This window comes from Thiopseudomonas denitrificans (genome assembly GCF_002866065.1).
Taxonomy (GTDB): domain Bacteria; phylum Pseudomonadota; class Gammaproteobacteria; order Pseudomonadales; family Pseudomonadaceae; genus Thiopseudomonas; species Thiopseudomonas denitrificans.
On the sequence record NZ_LNJZ01000005.1, the window covers coordinates 46,634 to 63,975 of the forward strand.

Here is a 17,342-nt window from a genome sequence, read left to right on the forward strand (position 1 = left end):
GGAGATCCGCGTGAGCCATTACACTGAAGAAGAACAGATCGCACAGTTCAAGGACTGGTGGAGCCGTAATGGCAAGCCGCTGCTGGTGGGCGCCATCCTGGCGGTGGCACTGGTATTTGGCTGGCAGGGCTGGCAAAAACGTCAGGCCGGCCAGGCCGAACAGCTCTCTGCCACCTACCAGCAACTGCTGGAAGCCGCCTTCAGCAACGAAGGCACCAGTGCCGGTGACATGCTGAAACTGTTGCAAACCCTGGAGTCGGTCAAGCCGGACCACGCCTACACCCAGTATGCCCGCATGCTGGTGGCCCGCGTTGCGGTACTTGAAGACCGCCTGGATGATGCTGCCGCTCTGCTGCGCCAGGTGGCCGACAAACCGGCCAACCCTGTATTGGGCGAGCTGTCCCGTCAGCGTCTGGCCCGCGTGCTGGCTGCCGGTGACAAGGCCGAAGAAGCGCTGACGCTGCTCAGCGGCAAGGGACTGGAAGCTTATCAGGCGGCGCGGGACGAATTGCGCGGTGATGTGCTGGTTCAGCTGGGCCGCACCGATGAAGCCCGCAAGGCCTACCAGGCGGCGCGTGACAATCTGGACGATGGCAGTGCTGCCGGCAGCCTGATGATGAAGCTTGACGACCTCAGTTCCAAGGATGCCTGACATGAAAGCGAACAAGTTCGTGGCTCTGCTGCTGGCCGGCCTGCTGGCCGCAGGATGCAGCAGCAAGGGCGAGAAAAAAGCCGAGAAACCGGTAGCGCTGGAAAAGATCAGCGCTGAAGTCAAACTGCACAAGGAATGGAGCACGTCGGTCGGCGTCGGACAGGGCAAGCTGTGGAATCGCCTGACCCCGGCCATCGATGGCGGCCAGCTGTTTGTTGCCGACGCTGGCGGACTGGTGCTGTCGCTGGACCGTTACACCGGCAAGAAAAACTGGCAGCGCAAGCTGAAGAAAACGGAAATATCCGGTGCCATTGGCGCCGGTGCCGGACAGGTGGTACTGGGCACCCTGGCTGGTGAGGTGATTGCACTGGATGCCGCAACCGGCAACGACCTGTGGCGTGTCCGCATCGGTAGCGAAATATTGGCAGCGCCGGCGGTGAATGACCGCGTGGTGGTGGTGCAAACCCAGGATGACCGCCTGATCGCCCTGGATGCCTTTACCGGTGCGCAGCGCTGGGTGCATGAAAGCACGCCGGCCCTGTTGACACTGCGTGGTACCAGCGCGCCGCTGCTGACCGATTATGTGGTGTATGCCGGCCTTTCCACCGGCAAGGTGATTGCCGTTGAACTGGAGCATGGCCTGCCGGTGTGGGAGCAGCGCATTGCCGTGCCCAGTGGCCGTACCGAGCTGGAACGCATGGTTGATGTCGATGGCAGCCTGGTGCTGAAGGATGGCGTGCTGTATGTATCGGCCTTCAATGGTCATGCCGCCGGCCTGGATGAGCAGACTGGCCGCGTCCTCTGGCAGCGCGCAAGCTCCAGCACCGGCGCGGTGGCCCAGGGTTATGGCAACGCCTATGTCAGCCTTGATGGCGGTACCATCGAGGCGGTGGACGAGCGCTCCGGCAGTGTCATGTGGCGCAATGAAAGCCTGCTGCGCCGCGAGCCGACCGGGCTGGGTACCTTGTCCAGCTATGTGGTAACCGGTGACCTGGAAGGTTATGTGCACCTGCTGAGTCAGGTGGACGGGCGTTTTGTCGCGCGCACCCGTATTGACAGCAAGGGCATTCGTGTCCGACCGCTGGTCGAAGGCGGCTGGATGTATGTGTACGGTAATGGCGGCAAGCTGGTTGCGCTGACCATCCAGTAAATCCGGGTACACACGGACTGGCCGCTGTCGCAGTGTGACGGCGGCTTTTGTGTTTTTTGGGAAAGCGACAACCCGTGCTTGCCCGGCTGTAACTGAAATCAATGAATGAGCCCGCCGGCATGGCTGGCTACAACTGTCCGGAGGGGCCGATGGTTCCCGTAATTGCTTTGGTGGGCCGCCCGAATGTGGGCAAGTCCACGCTGTTCAACCGCCTGACCCGTAGCCGGGACGCCATCGTCGGCGACATTCCCGGGTTGACCCGTGACCGCCAGTACGGCACTGCCAAGTGGCAGGGACGGGACTATATCCTGATCGATACGGGTGGCATCTCCGGCGATGAAGAAGGTATTGATGCCAAGATGGCCGAGCAATCGCTGCTGGCGATTGAAGAAGCCGACATCGTGTTCTTTCTGGTCGATGCCCGTGACGGCCTGTGTCCGGCCGACGAACACATTGCCGCCCATTTGCGCAAGCGTGACAAGCGCACCCTGTTGCTGGTCAACAAGACCGACAACCTGGATGTCGAAGTCGCCCGTGCCGAGTTCAGTCCGCTGGCGGTTGCTGAAACCCTGGGCGTCTCGGCTGCCCATGGCCGTGGCATCCAGCAGCTGATGGAATCCGCCCTGGCCGGTGTCGAGCCGGAACCGGAAGAAGAGTTCGAGATCGAGTTGATCGAGGGCGAGGATCCGGTGCGCATTCCCGGCCCCAGCGAGCAGGACGGCATCAAGATAGCCATCATTGGCCGTCCCAATGTCGGCAAGTCGACGCTGGTCAATCGCATCCTGGGTGAAGAGCGGGTGGTGGTCTATGACCAGCCCGGCACCACCCGTGACAGCATCTACATTCCCTTTGAGCGTGAAGAGCGCAAGTACACCCTGATCGACACTGCCGGTGTGCGCCGCCGTGGCCGTATCCACGAAGACGTGGAAAAGTTCTCGGTGGTCAAGACGTTGCAGGCGATCAAGGATGCCAACGTGGTGATCTTTGTGGTCGATGCACGTGAGGGCATCGTCGAGCATGACCTGAGCCTGCTCGGTTTTGCCCTGGAAGCGGGCAAGGCGCTGGTGATGGCGGTCAACAAGTGGGACGGCATGCAGCCCTCGGAGCGTGACTACGTCAAGACCGAGCTGGAGCGCCGGCTGTACTTTGTCGGTTTTGCTGATATCCACTTCATTTCCGCACTGCACGGTACCGGTGTCGGGCATCTGTACCGGTCGGTTGAGCAGGCCTTCACCGCGGCGATTACCCGCTGGCCGACCAACAAGCTGACCAATATCCTGCTGGGCGCGGTGCAGGAGCACCAGCCGCCGATGATCAACGGCCGGCGCATCAAGTTGCGTTATGCCCACATGGGCGGTGCCAACCCGCCGCTGATCATTATCCATGGCAACCAGACCGGTGCCGTGCCCAAGGGCTATGTGCGCTATCTGGAAAACACCTATCGCCGGGTATTGAATCTGGTGGGTACGCCGATCCGCATCGAGTTCAAGGGCGGTGACAACCCCTATGCCGACAAGAAGAACAAGCTCAGTGAGCGGCAGGTCAACAAGAAGAAGCGCCTGATGACCCGCAAGAAAGAGATGGAATATCGCAAGAAACGGCAGAAGAAGTAGGTTTTTTGCTTTGTGGTTTTGTGGTTTTGTGGAGCGTGGGGTGGGCAAGGCGCTGCGCAAACACGCCGCGAGTACGTCCATGTAGGCTCCGTGTCGCCATCCCTGGCGACACAGGGTTTGCTCCGGCCTTGCCTACCCCCTGAACCATGTGCAGGCGGAGAGAGTGTGGCCCGGCTTTGCCGGGCTGCTGTCGCTTTGTCTGATTCTTGTTTTTGCTTTTCTTTATGAAGCTTGCCGCATGCACGGTACCTGATAGCAGTATCGGGGTGCAGGTGTAGCAGGGCTGTGCCGCCAGGGCAGTTTTTTGCTCCTGCAAAAACTGCATTTCCGCCATCCATGGCGGTCAGAGCGCGGCACAAAGCTTACAAGGATGTACTTGCAGCGACCCCGCGGAACCTGTACCCCGATGCTGCAAACCCATTGCTACACCACACACCCGCCCGTACATAATCAAAAATAAAGCTGGCATATATCTTGCTGTGATCTCTGCAAACACACAGGACCGTCAATTTGCGGTCGCTGACGGAGATTACCCATGGACAAGATGCTCTACATATCCATGACCGGCGCCAGCCAGAACAGCAAGGCGCTGCAGGCGCATGCCAACAACCTGGCCAACGTATCCACCAGCGGATTTCGCCGCGACTTCGAACAGGCGCGTTCGATGCCGGTCTTCGGCGATGGCCTGCCGGCTCGGGCCTATGCCATGACCGAGCGCCCCGGCACCGATTTTACCCACGGCACATTACAGGAAACCGGACGTGATCTGGATGTGGCGGTGCAGGGCGATGCCTGGATTGCCGTGCAGTCTCCCGATGGCTCCGAAGCCTATGTGCGTACCGCCAGCATGCAGGTGGACACCTTTGGCATTCTGCGTACCGCCAACGGCTTGCCGGTGATGGGCAATGCCGGCCCGATTGCCATTCCGCCGGAACAGAAAATCGAGATTGCCCAGGATGGCACCATCAGCATCCGCGCACTGGGCGAAACGCCTGATGTGATGGCCGAAGTTGACCGCATCAAGCTGGTGCTGCCCGAGCGCGGGCAGCTGCAAAAAATGCAGGATGGCCTGGTGCGCGGCAAGGATGGCCAGCAGTTTGAACCGGATGCCAACGCCCGGATGGTGTCAGGCTACACCGAATCGAGCAACGTCAACGCAGTGGCCGAGATGACCGCGATGTTGTCACTGTCACGCCAGTTCGAGCTGCACGTCAAGATGATGAGTACCGCACAGGAAAATGCATCATCGATGGCACGGATCATGCAGCTGAGCTGATACACAGAATATTTGTACATATGTGTCGCAAAATTGACACATAAGGAGAGACACCATGTTGCCTTCACTCTGGGTTGCCAAAACCGGCCTGTCCGCCCAGGACATGAACCTGACCACCATTTCCAACAACCTGGCCAACGTGTCCACCACCGGTTTCAAGCGCGATCGTGCCGAGTTCGAAGACCTGTTGTACCAGATCCGGCGCCAGCCCGGCGGCCAGTCCAGCCAGGACAGCGAGCTGCCCAGCGGCTTGCAGCTGGGCACCGGTGTGCGCATCGTCGGTACCCAGAAGATCTTTACCCAGGGCAGCCTGCAAACTACCGAGCAGCCGCTTGACCTGGCCGTGAACGGACGCGGTTTTTTCCAGATCCTGATGCCGGACGGCACCATTTCCTATACCAGGGATGGCAGTTTTCAGCTCAATTCCGATGGCCAGGTGGTGACCTCCAGTGGTTTCCCGCTGGAACCGGCGATCGTGCTGCCCGAACAAGTGCGGACCTTCACGGTAGGCGAGGACGGTACGGTATCGGTGACGGTGGCAGGTGACCCGCAGCCGCAGATTCTCGGCAACATCCAGACGGTTGACTTCATCAACTATGCCGGACTGGAAGCCATCGGCAACAACCTGTTCCTGGAAACGGCGGCCAGCGGTGCGCCGCAAGCCGGTACGCCAGGTACCAACGGTCTGGGCAATGTGCTGCAGAACACGCTGGAAAACTCCAACGTCAGCGTGGTGGAAGAGCTGGTCAACATGATCACCACCCAGCGGGCCTACGAGATGAATTCCAAGGTGATCTCCACCGCAGACCAGATGCTGTCCTTCATTACACAGAAGCTTTGATTGAGCCCGGGGTGATGCCATGAAAACCAGATTGATCCTTGCACAGCTGACGGCAGCAGTGCTGCTGAGTGGGTGCATGCAGGCACCACCGAAGCCCAATGATCCCTATTATGCGCCGGTGGTGCCACGGGTACCGATGCCGGCCGAGCAGAACATGGGTGCGATTTACCAGCCCAGTTTCGAAAGCAATTACTTCACTGACCGCAAGGCGTTCCGGGTGGGCGACATTATCACCATTAACCTGAACGAGCGCATGCAGGCGAGCAAGAATGCCAGCTCGACCATCCAGAAAGACAGCGATCTGGATATCGGTGTGCCCAACATTCTGGGCATGGCGGTGTCGCCGAAGAACCCGCTATCCGGTATCAGCGCTCTGGGCATGACCAACAAGAACCTGAGCCTGGAAGCCAGTGCCAATGCCAAGCGCAGCACCAAGGGTTCGGGCCAGGCCGGGCAGAGCAACAGCCTGGCTGGTTCGATCACCGTCACCGTGGCTGATGTGCTGCCCAATGGCGTGCTGGTGGTGCGTGGCGAGAAGTGGCTGACGCTGAATACCGGTGACGAGCTGATCCGCATTTCCGGGCTGGTGCGTCCGGACGATATCAGCACCGACAACACCGTGTCCTCGACCCGGATCGCCGATGCCCGCATCACCTACTCGGGCACCGGCACCTTTGCCAATGCCAGTCAGCCGGGCTGGCTGTCGCGCTTTTTCATGAGTCCGGTCTGGCCGTTTTAATGGAGGCTGTCTGCCATGTATAAATACTTTCTGTTTGCAGTGCTGGCGCTGGGCCTCGGCAACACCGCCCAGGCCGAACGGCTGAAGGATCTCGCCAGCATTCAGGGCGTGCGTACCAACCAGCTGATCGGTTATGGCCTGGTGGTCGGCCTGAGCGGTAGCGGTGACCAGACCACACAAACCCCTTTCACCGTACAGACATTCAACAACATGCTGGCCGAGTTCGGCATCCGGGTGCCGGCCGGCAGCGGCAACATCCAGTTGAAAAACGTTGCGGCGGTCTCGGTGCACGCTGATCTGCCGCCGTTTGCCCGACCCGGACAGACCATCGACATCACGGTGTCATCGATCGGTAACGCCAAGAGTCTGCGCGGCGGCAGCCTGTTGATGACGCCGCTGAAGGGGATTGACGGCAACGTCTATGCCATTGCCCAGGGCAACCTGGTGGTGGGCGGCTTTGATGCCGGCGGAGCCGATGGCTCGCGCATTACCGTCAACGTGCCCTCGGCGGGCCGCATTCCGTCCGGTGCCACCGTCGAGCGGGCGGTGCCCAGCGCCTTTGATCAGGGTGACTATCTGACCCTGAACCTGAACCGGCCGGACTTTACCACAGCCAAGAACATCACCGACAAGCTCAACGACCTGCTGGGTCCTGGTGTTGCCATGGCGCTGGACGCCGGCTCTATCCGGGTCGCGGCACCGCTTGATCCGAGCCAGCGAGTCAACTATTTGTCGGTCATCGAGAACCTTGAGGTGGAGGCCGGCAAGGCGGTGGCCAAGGTCATCATCAACTCGCGTACCGGTACCATTGTCATCGGGCAGGATGTACGGGTGCAGCCGGCTGCCGTCACCCATGGCAGCCTGACCGTGGCGATCAGTGAAGACATTTCGGTCAGCCAGCCGGAGCCGTTTTCACAGGGAGAGACGGTGGTGACACCGCGCTCGAAAGTCAGCGCCGAGCAGGAAAAACGCCCCATGTTCAAGTTCGCACCGGGCACCACGCTGGATGAAATTGTCCGTGCGGTCAACCAGGTGGGGGCTGCGCCATCCGACTTGATGGCCATCCTGGAAGCGCTGAAACAGGCTGGCGCCCTGCAGGCCGACCTGATCGTGATCTAGCGGCCTGTACGGCTAATTCCATTAGTCAGTTTCGGCGTCTGAGGCTCCGATGCTGCGAAGGGGTCAGGTACATTAATGTACCTGACCCCTTTTTCCATCTGACTTTGCTGTGTCTGGCATCCGGTCATCACTGCGGGTGACACAGCAGACGTAACAGCGGGTCTCCTGCCGGCAGGGTTTCGATCAGGATGCTGTCACCCAGATGTGATACCAGGTCCTGGCTGGTGCAATTGAGCATCAGGCGTTGTGCCCCGTCGCGGGCCTCTCCGCTCTGACGAAACTCAAACAGATCAAATTCCAGCAGCAGGCTGCCATTGGCCTCCATCGCGGTTCCTGCATTGTCGATGGCGGTTATGCGGGTAACGGGCGGCCAGAGCAGTGTCCAGGGGTGCAGTGGCAGCGTTTCCTGCGTTTGGCTGACGATCAGGGCGCTGGCTGGCAGGCCGTCGCGCACGCCGGTGGCCCAGTGATAATCCTGATAGGCCAGCGAGGCCGCACCGCCGGCCAATACCAGCACGCCGGCCAGCAAAATGCGCAGCCGGAGCGAGCGCCTGTGCAGCAGTGCGGACAGCAACAAAACAATGGCAGCCAGGACGGGCAGGGCGATCAACAGGGTTGGAGCATGCATGGAGTGATACCGAATGACGGGAAGCAAGGGAGCACAGTGTACCTGCAGGCAGCAGCCGCTTGCACGGCCGATGGCTGCCCGCTACAGCCGACATCGGGCGCTGATGTCCGTCATCCTTTGGTCGGTAGCGGGAAAGCATTGGGTTTGTCGCTGTTTTTTATTTGATGTTGGCCGGCATGTTTTTTATTGATGCAATAAACATGTTGCAGATGCCGGAGAATCCTTTCCTTAAATATGCCGTGCGTTTTTTTGTAATTTTACGTTGAATTTGAAAGCCTCCTAACTATTTGTTTTTATTGGTTAGCTCTACATGCTAATGAATTGTTTTGGCAATTCTGTGCTTGTTTTCAGTGCTGGCTTTATTGTTTTCCGAACCTGTTCCCCAGGTTTTTAGTGGCAAGTGTACGGCAAGTTTTCAGTTGTTTAATTGGTGTGCAAGCTACTTGATAGCATGCTCATAAGACTAATGTCGGGGCTTTATAAAGCTGTTCATTTTTTGCAATATTCCGCCCGGAAGCCTTGCAGCGCCAGCTTTGGTGCGGCATGGCCGAAAAACAAAAACAAGCGGAGATCGCATTATGGTCGATAAAGAAGTAGCACAGGCGTACTGGAAGGCGAACCTTCGCCTGATCGTCGGGTGCATGGTGGTGTGGGCCTTTACGGCCTACGGCATTTCCATGTTCCTGCGCCCCGTCCTGGTAGGCATAACTATTGGTGGTGTGGATATCGGATTCTGGTTTTCACAGCAGGGTTCCATCCTGACCTTCATTGCTCTGGTCTTTTTCTACTCGTGGAGAATGAACCAGATCGACAAACACTTTGGCATGGCGGAGGAGTGAGATCATGAGTCAGTTTGCAGTCAACATGATTTTTATCGGCCTGTCCTTTGCGCTGTACATTGGTATTGCGCTCTGGACCCGCGCCGGTTCCACCAAGGAATTTTACGTAGCGGGCGGTGGTATTCACCCGGTTACCAACGGCGTTGCCGTTGCCGGTGACTGGATGTCTGCGGCTTCCTTCCTGTCCATGGCCGGCATGGTGGCCTTTATGGGTTACGCAGGTTCTGCGTTCCTGATGGGCTGGACCGGCGGTTACATTCTGCTGGCAATGTTGCTGGCTCCTTATCTGCGCAAGTTTGGCAAGTTTACTGTGCCTGCTTTCGTAGAAGACCGTTACCAGAGCCGTACTGCCCGAATGATCGCGGTGGTCAGCCTGCTGTGCATCTCGCTGACCTACATGATCGGCCAGATGACCGGTTCCGGCGTGGTATTTGCCCGTTACCTGAACGTATCTATTGATCTGGGTATCTGGATTGCTGCCGGTATTACCTTCTTCTACGCCGTACTGGGCGGCATGAAGAGCGTGACCTACACCCAGGTTGCCCAGTACTGCGTACTGATTGTGGCTTATCTGGTTCCGCCGATCTTCATCTCTATGCAGTTGACCGGTAACCCGATTCCTCAACTGGGTATGCTGAGCGAAGTGGGTAACGAAGGCATTAATGTAATTCCAAAACTCGACGGCATCCTGGCCGAGCTGGGCTTTGCCGAGTACACCGGGTTTGCTGCCGACCCGCTGAACTACTTCCTGCTGACTGCCACCCTGATGGTGGGTACTGCGGGCCTGCCGCACGTAATCGCCCGTTTCTTTACCGTGCGTAAAGTGGCTGAAGCCCGCTGGTCTGCTGGCTGGGCTCTGGTGTTCATTGCGCTGCTGTACCTGACTGCACCTGCGGTTGCGTCCATGGCTCGTCTGAACCTGATGGAGACTGTGTATCCAAATGGTGCCCAGGCTGACCCGATTGACTACGAGCACCGTCCGGACTGGATGAACAACTGGCTGGAAACCGGTCTGCTGAAGTTTGAAGACAAAAACGGTGACGGCCTGATTCAGTACTACAACGATGCCAGTGCAAAAGGTAAAGAGCTGACTGCCGAGCGTGGCTGGGCGGGTAACGAGCTGACCGTAAACAATGACATCATCGTGGTTGCCAACCCTGAAATTGCCAAGCTGCCAGGCTGGACCATTGGCCTGATGGCTGCCGGTGCGATTGCTGCCGCGCTGTCCACTGCTGCCGGTTTGCTGATGGCCATTTCCTCTGCGGTGAGCCATGACATTGTCAAGGTTGCCCTCAAGCCTGACATGACAGAAAAAGGCGAGATGAACGTGGCGCGTATTGCCATGCTGGCTACTCTGATGCTCAGTGCCTATCTGGGTATGAACCCGCCTGGTTTTGCCGCGCAGACGGTGGCGCTGGCCTTTGGTCTGGCTGCATCGTCCCTGTTCCCTGCGCTGATGATGGGTATCTTCTCCCGACGCATCAACGGTAAAGGTGCTATCGCCGGTATGCTGGCGGGTATCACCCTGACCCTGGTGTACATCTTCATGTTCAAGGGCTGGTTCTTCATCGCCGGGACCAACAACTTCCCGGATACCGCTGAATACTGGTTCTTTGGCGTGAACCCGCTGGGTATCGGTTTCATCGCAGCTATCGTTAACTTCATCGTGGCCTATGCTGTATCCTTGTCCACCGAAGAACCATCACAAGAGATCCAGGATCTGGTGGAAAGCGTGCGTTACCCGAAAGGTGCCGGCGCAGCCATGGATCACTAATCCCTGTAATGTCACCTGCATGACTCGTTATGCAGGTACAGGCAACCTCAACAGGCTTCCCTCGGGAAGCCTGTTTTACTCCAAGACAGGAAAAATTCATGATCTGGACATTGTTGACAGCAGCAGGCGCTGCCTTTCTGGCCGCCGGTATTGCGCAGTACGCCCGTCTGCTGACCGCCAAGAAACTGCCCAAATGGATCGTGCCAGCCGCTGCCGGTCTGGGCATTCTGGGCTACCAGATTTACATGGAGTACAGCTGGTTCGAGCGTACTCAGGCCCAGTTGCCGGCAGGCTCGGTAGTCACCGAAGTGCGCGAGCAGCCGGCGTTTTGGCGCCCCTGGACGTTTATCGTGCCGCTGAAAATGGGTTTTAGCGTGATCGAGCCGGACAAGGTGCAGCTGGCCTCACAGGACGGCGAGCGTATTGCCCGCTTTCGCCTGTACAGCTTTGAGCAGGCCTTTGTCGATCATGTCGACCAGACCGGTTATCTGCTCAACTGCAGTCGCGCCGTTCTGGTACCACTGGATGCCGACAACAGCCCGCAACCGGACAGGGCGCTACAGCTGGAGCGCCAGAGCCGGTTGTATACCCTGGTATGCAACAGCTAACAGCACAGGCTACTGACTGCTGCAAGACGGCTATTTCTTGCCCATCAGCGAGCCGAGAATACCGCGCACGATCTGCCGGCTGATCTGGTTGGTAGCCTGCCGGATGGTGCTTCGCACCACCTTGCCGGCAAGGTCACCCAATACGCCGTCGGCGGCGTCGGCCGCCCCCTTTCTGGCAGCATTCTTCGCCGGTGCCGGTTTTTCCGGAATCTGTACTTCGCGGGTCGCCTGTTCGGCACGGGCTGCAAGGATTTCGTAGGCCGATTCACGGTCAAACGGTTTGTCGTAGCGGCTGCCCAGCCCTGACTGGCGGACCAGTTGCGCACGCTCGCCGTCCGTCAGCGGTCCGACCCGTGACTGGGGCGGAGCAATGGCCACCTTCTGCACCACACTTGGCGTACCCTTGTCCTCCAGGGTGGCAAACAGGGCTTCACCGATGCCCAGGGTTGTCAGTTCCTGCAAGGTGCCGAACACCGGATTGGGACGGAAACCGTCGGCTACCGCTTTCAGTGATTTCTGCTCTTTGGCGGTGAAGGCACGCAGGCCGTGCTGCACGCGCAAGCCGAGCTGGGCCAGCACCGCATCCGGCAGGTCGGACGGCGACTGGGTGACAAAGTACACGCCGACACCCTTGGAGCGGATCAGGCGCACCACCTGTTCGATGCGGTCTTGCAGCGCCTTGGGCGTGCCCTTGAACAACAGGTGGGCCTCGTCGAAAAACAGTGCCAGTACCGGCTTGTCGGCGTCACCGCGTTCGGGCAACTGTTCGAACAGCTCCGACAGCAGCCAGAACAGGAAGGTGGCATACAGCTTGGGCGCTTCATGCACCAGCCGGGTGCCGTCGAGAATATGGATGGTGCCGCGACCGTCGGCCGAAGGCTGCAGGATATCGCCCAGCTGCAGCGCCGGCTCGCCAAAGAACTGGTCGGCCTGTTGCTGCTCCAGCGTGGCCAGTTTGCGCAGCAGCGCGTTGGCCGACTGACGGGTGAACAGCGCGCTGTCGTCGGCCAGTGCTTCAGGATTATCGAGCAGGTGGCTGATCATTGCCTTGAGGTCTTTCATGTCCAACAACAGCAGGCCTTCACGATCGGCCACCTTGAAGGTGGTGTAGAGCACTGCCTGCTGGGCGTCGGTCAGCTCCAGCAGGTTGGCCAGCAGCAGGGGGCCCATGTCGCTGATGGTGGTACGCAGCGGGTGGCCCTGGCTGGCAAAGACATCCCAGAAACAGACCGGATAGCCTTTTGGCGAGTGCTGCAGCCAGTTCATGCTGGCAATGCGCTCGGCAATCTTGCCGGACGGGGTGCCGGCGGTGGCAATGCCGCTCAGGTCACCTTTCACATCGGCGGCAAATACCGCTACGCCAGCGTCGCTGAACTCTTCCACCAGGCGTTGCAGGGTCACGGTCTTGCCGGTACCGGTGGCACCGGCGATGATGCCGTGGCGGTTGGCCAGGCGCAGGGAATGGCCGACGGGTTCGCCGGTCAGCAGGTTCTCACCCAGGGTGAGCAGGCGGGTTGTGGTCATGGCAAATCTCGTATCCGGGTCGGTCAAATGTTGCGGGGCAGCTTAGCAAAGATTGCTGTCCGGGGTAGCATGGCCCTACTCAAACTTGCGTACCCGCTCACGGGTATCGGGGTGGCTGGACAGCATGTGCAGCAGTTTTTCCGTGCGGCGGGCCGGCTCCTCGCTGGCGGCGGCTGTGTCCAGGCGGCGCATGATGTTGGCAAAGTGAACGGGGGCAATGCCCTGATGGTGCAGTTGTTGCAGGGCAAAGTCATCGGCTTCGCTTTCCATGTCGCGTGAATAGGCCATGTTCATCAGGTAGGCCGGTGCGCCGGCCAGGGTATCGGAAGCGGCGGAAATGTCGCCGGTAATCGCCATCATGCCCCAGTACAGCAGGCCGTTCTGCACGATGCGGCGCATGCCGTGGTGGCCGGCCACGTGACCGATTTCATGGGCCAGTACTGCACTCAGTTCGTCATCGTCTTCGGCCAGTTCGACAATATCGTCCAGAAATACCAGGTCGCCGCCGGGCAGGGCAAAGGCGTTTGCACCGATGCTGGCCTGACGGAAATGCACACGCAGGCGCAAGTCCGGGTGCGCCGCCAGCAGGGGCGCAAAGTGTTGTTGCAACTGTTGTTGGCGCTCGGCCGGCAACTGGCTGGGCTCGAGCAGGTAATCATCCAGAAACTGCAGGGTCTGGCGACCAATATGGGCTTCGATGCCCGGCGGCAGTGCTGCGACAATCCCGCGTGCGGCCAGCGGCGCACCCCGGGTCAGCCCCAGATACAGGCTCAGCAACAGCACCACAACGCTGAGCAGCATCCATTTCCAGCTGGATTCCAGGCTGTGCAGCCAGCCGTGGCGGGCACCGTGCAGGTGGCGCATCATCAGGTCCAGTGCGGCATGATCATCACTGGCAAAGTGGCCACCATCATCAAAACTGATCATGCGCGCGCTGTTGCCCAGCCGGCTGCCGACCTGCACGCTGGCGGGTGGATAGCTGCGGACATGCGTATCGTAATGCAGGCACCAGTTGCCGTCGGCAGCCAGTTCCAGCCGGGCGTCGTGGCGCTGCGAACTCAGGCCGTCAAAGTAGGAGCCACGGGCTTGCATCTAGATGATCGCCATATCCATGTCGAACATGTCGCCCAGCTCCTGGCCGAGGGCATTGACCTGCTCGATCTGGGTGCCGACGAACTTGTCCAGATCGCCGTTGATAATGATGGTGGTACATTCGGCGCGGTAGCGGGCCATGCGTACCTTGGCCCAGGGTGTGTACAGCCCCAGCGTCAGCATGATCAGGATGCTGTTGGAAAAGTAGATCCACAGCGTGGTGCGCTTGCTCATGCTGGACTCGATACGGTGGCCGGCCAGCGCGATGTTGTTGAGATACAGGTTGGTCAGCGATGCCATGAAATAGCCGAATACCAGCAAGTAGCCGAGCAGTGCCACCAGCGGATGCACTGCCACGGCCAGCACGCCGGCCGCGATGATGGTCAGCAGCACTTTCAGGCCAAACAGGTAATAGCTGGTCAGGGTGCCGTTGAACTGGAAGGCGGCCAGGCCGTAGCGGCTGTTTTCCACCTGGTATTTGTGTTTCTGGTGCAGGCTCAGCGGCAGGCCCAGCGAGAAGGTGATGGCCGAGACGAAAGGCCACAGCAGCACCACCTTGGCCGCACCGCCATAGGTGCCTACAAAATTGAAACGCACGCCGCGGTAGGCGCTGTTGATGGCGTTGAAACGCAGAGAACGCGCCAGCACCCATGGAATCGCCGGCAGGATCGCCAGCAGCAGGAACAGGCTGAGTATGGGCATGAAGTTGGATGTCAGGTTCCATGCCACCAGGACGAAAAAGGCGATGATGCGCCCCCGGAGAATCACTTTCGGGTCGGCCAGATACTGGAAATTGTTGCCGTCCAGCAGGGTGTTGCCATAAAAGTATTGCCGGTTGCGTACTTTGGCCCAGGCCGAATAGATGCCCAGCGTCAGTACCGTCAGCACGATATTGATGATCCAGATACCGAAGTACTCGCGGCCGTTACCGGTGAACTGCATGGGCACGTGCCGTGTCGCGGAGGCATGCAGGCGCTCTGCCGCCGGCAGGGGTTCCCTCAGTGTGCCGGTGCTGGTTTTCAGCGGCTCGGGCCGGCGTATGGCCGGCTCCGGGGTATCGTCCTGTATGGCAAAGCTGGCGCGGGTACTGGTCGGTTGGTCTGGTGCGGGCTGCTCCGGCTCGGGTGTTTCGATCGGCTCCAGTGACAGCTCGAACTCGGGTTCCATGCGTACTGCAATGCCGAACTGGGCCAGTTTGCGCAGATAGGCTTCGGCCTTGTCGTGTTCCAGATCTTTTTTGAGTACGGCCTGCGGATTGATATACAGCTGGTGCAGCCGGGTGTCATTGAGCTTCAGTAGCTGGCGCAGGTTCGACTGCACCTGCTCCAGTGTGAAACCGGGCAATGGCTGGGGGTTGAAAACCAGACGATAGCGCAGCATGGAGACCTCTCCCTGGCAAAAAAACGCAGTCTAAACCGGCTATGCGGGATATGTCATCAGGTCTGATGTGAAAATGTCGGCTTTGCAGTATCGGTGCACAGGTTGCGAAGGGTCACTGCATGTACACCCATGCACCGCCGCCGCAGGCCGCTAGTGGCCTGAACGGCTAGTTCGTTAACTCAAGTTCGGATGGCTGGGGATTCGGGGCAAGGCGCTGTGACGAGTCATAGCGGGGCTATGGCGAGGAGCAGCAACGCAGCATCGGAGCCTCAGGCGCCGAAATTGACTAATGGAATTAGCCCGTACAGGCCATTAGGTCTTCGCCCGCTGTAACTTGCCGTAGGCTGCCAGCAGGCGCTGCATGGCCGGCAAGTTGCCGAAGCCCTCGCTGTCGATGGCCTCCAGCCCATAAAAGCGCTGCTCGCCAAGTACCACCGCCAGGGCGTCGTCCAGTACTGGTTCGCCGTACTGCCAGGCCAGTGCTTCGGCGTAATGCTCCAGTGCCTCGAAACCGTGCAGCTGGCCCAGCTGCAACAGGCTGAGCAGACACAGGTAATGGCGCAAACGCTCGCGGCCGAGGCCGTTCTGGTTGTAATTGAGCAGCCATTGTACCCACTCCAGCGCGGTGGCATGGTCGCCGCCGGCCAGCGCCAGCATCGCTTTCAGCTCGGCCATGCGCAGGCTGGCCCAGCCGCTGCCCGGCTCGAACAGCAGGCCGAGAAACTCGCCGATCAGCAGGTCATCGGCCAGGCTTTCCTCGTTGAGGGTATCCAGCAGGCCAAGGAAGTCTTCCGGTTCCGCTGCAACATCAGGCAGGCCGCACAGCAGTTCGCGCCAGCCTAGGCCAGTGTTGTTGTTGGCGTGGCCCAGATCGTCCAGCGGATAGATTTCCGACAGGCCGGGTACCAGGATGCGGCAGGCGCTGACGCCCAGGTGGTCGTAATCGGCAATGTAGACCTCATGACCAAGGCCGTGCAGCAGCTCCAGCAGGTGCTGGCGGGTATTCGGGTTGTCGCTGATGAAGTCCCAGCGACAGAACTCGAAATCGGCCGGCGTGCGCAGCATGTCCCAGCCCAGGTAGCCGCTGGAGTCGGTGAAGTGGGTCTCCAGGTTGGTCGGGTCGGCCACCAGCCCGTTGTCGAAGGTGGGCTCGGCAAAAACGTCCAGCTGGTTCAGGCTGCGGCCCTGCAGCAGCTCGGTGACGGTACGTTCCAGTGCTACGGCAAAGTTCGGATGCGCCCCGAAGGAGGCAAAGCTGGTGCCGTTGTCACGGTTGAACAGCACCACGCAGACCACCGGAAACTGCCCGCCCAGCGAGGCGTCCAGTGTCAGTACCGGATAGCCGGCAGCGTCCAGCCGGTCCAGCGCTTCACGCACTCCGGGGTGCTCGTTCAGTACGTTGTCGGGAATCGGCGGCAGGCTGATGGCCTCGGTCAGGATGCGCTGCTTGACGTGCCGTTCGCAAATTTCCGCCAGTGCCTGGCTGTGTGCCTCGGCACTGTTGTTGCCGGCAGACATGCCGTTGGAGACATACAGGTTGCCGATGATGTTGACCGGAATGTAACTGGTCTGCCCGTCACGCTGGCGCACAAAGGGCAGGGCGCAGATGCCGCGTTCTTCGTTGCCGGACTGCAAGTCCAGCAGCTGGCTGGCGTGCAGTTCACCCTCTTGCTGGTAGAGCTCCAGCAGGTGCTCGTCCAGCAGGCCGGCGGGCAGATTGTCGTCTTCGGTCAGGGCAAACCAGCGCTCGTCCGGGTAGTGCACGAACGAGCCGCTGGCGGTATCACGGCCCAGATAAAAGTCGGCAAAGAAATAATTGCACGATAGGCGCTCGAAAAATTCGCCCAGAGCCGAGGCCAGTGCGGCCTCACGGGTTGCACCCTTGCCATTGGTGAAGCATTGCGGGCAATCGCGGTCGCGGATGTGTACCGACCAGACATGGGGCACCGGGTTGAGCCACGAGGCTTCCTCGATATTGAAGCCCAGCGTGGCCAGCTGCTGCTGGAAGCGGGTGATGGTCTGTTCGAGGGCGACATCTTTGCCGGGGATGTAGGTCAGGGTCATGAGCAGGCTTGCGATTGGCTGGAAAGGCGTGGATTATACGGCA

At 59.7% G+C, this 17,342-nt stretch carries 15 protein-coding genes; 10 read left to right on the forward strand and 5 right to left on the reverse strand.

Translation table 11 applies throughout. From position 1 onward, the window contains the following. The first annotated feature begins 10 nt into the window (after positions 1–10). The 7 genes from AR306_RS03575 to AR306_RS03605 all read left to right on the forward strand — a co-directional run bounded on the left by AR306_RS03575 (position 11) and on the right by AR306_RS03605 (position 7,390). The gene (locus AR306_RS03575; RefSeq protein WP_101496192.1) at positions 11–652 is read left to right on the forward strand and encodes a YfgM family protein; all 642 of its coding nucleotides are present in this window, start codon (positions 11–13) and stop codon (positions 650–652) included. Next, positions 645–1,802 carry an outer membrane protein assembly factor BamB gene (bamB, locus tag AR306_RS03580; RefSeq protein WP_101496193.1) on the forward strand — a complete coding sequence of 386 codons (1,158 nt, stop codon included), beginning with the start codon at positions 645–647 and terminating at the stop codon, positions 1,800–1,802. Before AR306_RS03575 ends, bamB begins: the two co-directional genes overlap by 8 nt. A 149-nt stretch (positions 1,803–1,951) precedes the next feature. After that, positions 1,952–3,415 (forward strand): ribosome biogenesis GTPase Der, encoded by a 1,464-nt coding sequence (gene der / locus AR306_RS03585; protein WP_101496488.1) that lies wholly within the window; start codon positions 1,952–1,954, stop codon positions 3,413–3,415. Between the two features lie 535 nt (positions 3,416–3,950). Continuing rightward, positions 3,951–4,691: a flagellar basal body rod protein FlgF gene (locus tag AR306_RS03590; protein ID WP_101496194.1), complete on the forward strand. Its 741-nt coding sequence runs from the start codon at positions 3,951–3,953 to the stop codon at positions 4,689–4,691. 55 nt (positions 4,692–4,746) lie between these two features. Further along, a complete protein-coding gene (gene flgG, locus AR306_RS03595) occupies positions 4,747–5,532 on the forward strand; it encodes a flagellar basal-body rod protein FlgG (RefSeq protein WP_101496195.1) in 786 nt (261 codons plus the stop codon). Between the two features lie 19 nt (positions 5,533–5,551). Further along, on the forward strand, positions 5,552–6,271 hold the full coding sequence (gene flgH, locus AR306_RS03600) for a flagellar basal body L-ring protein FlgH (protein WP_101496196.1): 720 nt from the start codon (positions 5,552–5,554) through the stop codon (positions 6,269–6,271). 15 nt (positions 6,272–6,286) lie between these two features. After that, positions 6,287–7,390: a flagellar basal body P-ring protein FlgI gene (locus tag AR306_RS03605; RefSeq protein WP_101496197.1), complete on the forward strand. Its 1,104-nt coding sequence runs from the start codon at positions 6,287–6,289 to the stop codon at positions 7,388–7,390. Between the two features lie 127 nt (positions 7,391–7,517). On the opposite strand, the gene AR306_RS03610 is transcribed toward AR306_RS03605, so the two are convergent. Then, positions 7,518–8,018, reverse strand: a complete 501-nt coding sequence (locus AR306_RS03610) for a hypothetical protein (RefSeq protein ID WP_101496198.1) — start codon at positions 8,016–8,018, stop codon at positions 7,518–7,520. 578 nt (positions 8,019–8,596) lie between these two features. On the opposite strand from AR306_RS03610, the gene AR306_RS03615 reads away from it, so the two are divergent. From AR306_RS03615 to AR306_RS03625, 3 genes are all read left to right on the forward strand, one after another. Then, positions 8,597–8,857, forward strand: a complete 261-nt coding sequence (locus tag AR306_RS03615) for a DUF4212 domain-containing protein (RefSeq protein ID WP_101496199.1) — start codon at positions 8,597–8,599, stop codon at positions 8,855–8,857. A gap of 4 nt (positions 8,858–8,861) precedes the next feature. Continuing rightward, positions 8,862–10,631, forward strand: a complete 1,770-nt coding sequence (locus tag AR306_RS03620; RefSeq protein WP_101496200.1) for a sodium:solute symporter family protein — start codon at positions 8,862–8,864, stop codon at positions 10,629–10,631. 98 nt (positions 10,632–10,729) lie between these two features. Next, positions 10,730–11,239: a hypothetical protein gene (locus AR306_RS03625; protein ID WP_101496201.1), complete on the forward strand. Its 510-nt coding sequence runs from the start codon at positions 10,730–10,732 to the stop codon at positions 11,237–11,239. 30 nt (positions 11,240–11,269) lie between these two features. Here the strand turns inward: AR306_RS03625 and AR306_RS03630 are convergent, their stop codons facing one another. The 4 genes from AR306_RS03630 to ycaO all read right to left on the reverse strand — a co-directional run bounded on the left by AR306_RS03630 (position 11,270) and on the right by ycaO (position 17,299). Next, complete coding sequence (locus AR306_RS03630; RefSeq protein WP_101496202.1) at positions 11,270–12,763, reverse strand: helicase HerA-like domain-containing protein; 1,494 nt, start codon at positions 12,761–12,763, stop codon at positions 11,270–11,272. A 75-nt stretch (positions 12,764–12,838) separates the two neighbouring features. Continuing rightward, the gene (locus AR306_RS03635) at positions 12,839–13,855 is read right to left on the reverse strand and encodes a M48 family metallopeptidase (protein WP_101496203.1); all 1,017 of its coding nucleotides are present in this window, start codon (positions 13,853–13,855) and stop codon (positions 12,839–12,841) included. Then, entirely contained in the window at positions 13,856–15,235 is a 1,380-nt protein-coding gene (locus AR306_RS03640; protein WP_101496204.1) for a YjgN family protein, read from the reverse strand. It lies immediately after the preceding gene. 312 nt (positions 15,236–15,547) lie between these two features. Continuing rightward, positions 15,548–17,299 carry a 30S ribosomal protein S12 methylthiotransferase accessory factor YcaO gene (gene ycaO / locus AR306_RS03645; protein WP_101496205.1) on the reverse strand — a complete coding sequence of 584 codons (1,752 nt, stop codon included), beginning with the start codon at positions 17,297–17,299 and terminating at the stop codon, positions 15,548–15,550. Positions 17,300–17,342: the final 43 nt, after the last annotated feature.